The sequence below is a fragment of the Streptosporangium sp. NPDC023615 genome (genome assembly GCF_040640155.1).
In the GTDB taxonomy this organism is placed as follows: domain Bacteria; phylum Actinomycetota; class Actinomycetes; order Streptosporangiales; family Streptosporangiaceae; genus Streptosporangium.
The window spans coordinates 1-1,450 of the sequence record NZ_JBFABE010000176.1 but is presented as its reverse complement, the minus strand read 5'-3'; the positions used below and the strand labels follow the sequence as shown (position 1 = coordinate 1,450).

General features: G+C 39.0%; 2 protein-coding genes. Both read left to right on the top strand.

Annotated elements, in window-relative coordinates; genetic code table 11:
* Window positions 1-216 precede the first annotated feature (216 nt).
* Complete coding sequence (locus tag AB0G16_RS38760) at window positions 217-735, top strand: helix-turn-helix domain-containing protein (protein WP_362816020.1); 519 nt, start codon at window positions 217-219, stop codon at window positions 733-735.
* On the top strand, window positions 639-1,450 hold an 812-nt coding region (locus AB0G16_RS38755; RefSeq protein WP_362816022.1), incomplete at its 3' end, for an IS3 family transposase. The genes AB0G16_RS38760 and AB0G16_RS38755, both read left to right, overlap by 97 nt.

Below are 1,450 nucleotides of genomic sequence, written 5' to 3'. Positions count from 1 at the left end.
TCCGTCTATAATATCTTACACTTAATTAAGCCAAAATAATGTCAGTATATCCATTATTTATGATATTTTTAGATGATATTATAGCTAGTAGCCCTACTCTTACACTGTTGAAATTCAAGGTAATCAATCAATTTCTTGAAGTAGCACACACAAAAAACCCCAACGCTCAGCATGAACTGAACCCCATAAGTTGGACACAACTTTTGGGGTATTTTTATGCGTTACAATCTAGACTTTAAACTCAAAGTCATCGCATACTATGAGCAAGGACATACCGGAGTCGCTACAGCAAGAAAATTTAACCTTGATAAAAAGATAGTGTCTAAGTGGACTTACCAATACCAAAGAGGTGGAATAGAAGCGATCAAACCCAAAACAAGTAAAGCCAAATACAGTAGCGACTTTAAACACCAAGTGATAACAGTCATGTTAAAACAAGGCTTAAGTCAATCTGAGGTCGCTTTAAAGTTTGCTATCAGCTCACCTGCTTTAATTAGCCACTGGCACAAAGCATATAGGCACCATGGTATGTCTGGACTAATCCCCAAACGCAAAGGTAGAGACGCCATGACCAAGCCATTTATCATCGACAAACCAGATAATGAAAAGATACTAGCAGAGCTTAAGCGTGAGAATGAATACCTGCGTACGGAGGTTGCCTACTTAAAAAAGCTAGATGCCTTGCTCAAAGCGGAGGAACAAGCAGGCAGAAAGCGAGGCTCATCGAAGGACTAAGACAGCAGCATCTTTTATCTGACTTATTAAAGATAGCAGGTATACCAAAGAGCAGCTTTTACTACCATAGAGCAACGCTTGAGAGTAAAGACAAATACGCTGATTTAAAACAGCATATTGCTCAGATATACCACCAGCATAAAGGCAGATATGGCTATCGTAGAATGACTGTCGCGTTAAAGCATCTAGGGGTTCATCATAACCATAAGCTCGTTGCTAAGCTTATGAAACAGTTGACACTCAGTGCCCGAATTCGACGACAAAAGTATCGCTCCTATAGAGGACAGCTTGGAGTAATAGGAAAGAATCATTTAAAGCGTCGGTTTAAAGCAAGCAAGCCACATAAGCGGTGGCTCACTGATATTACCGAGTTTAAGGTAGGTGACAATAAATTATATTTATCACCGATACTTGATGTTTATAACAATGAGATAGTCAGTTATACGCTCGCAAAAAGGCCAACCTATGATTTGGTAAGCCAAATGCTTGATAATGCATTGGACAAGACTGGAAAACATCGTCATAAGACGTTAATGCTACATTCAGATCAGGGATGGCATTATCAAATGAAGCCGTTTAGGGAGACACTTAAAAAGCATAAGATAAAACAAAGTATGAGCAGGAAAGGCAACTGCTTGGATAATGCGTTAATGGAAGGATTCTTTGGTACATTAAAGTGCGAGACTATCTATATCGACAAACCTAAAACAATTGA

Bases quoted from the DNA above. Each gene is read 5' to 3' on its own strand.
- AB0G16_RS38760 (WP_362816020.1), top strand. From the start codon at position 217: ATGCGTTACAATCTAGACTTTAAACTCAAAGTCATCGCATACTATGAG.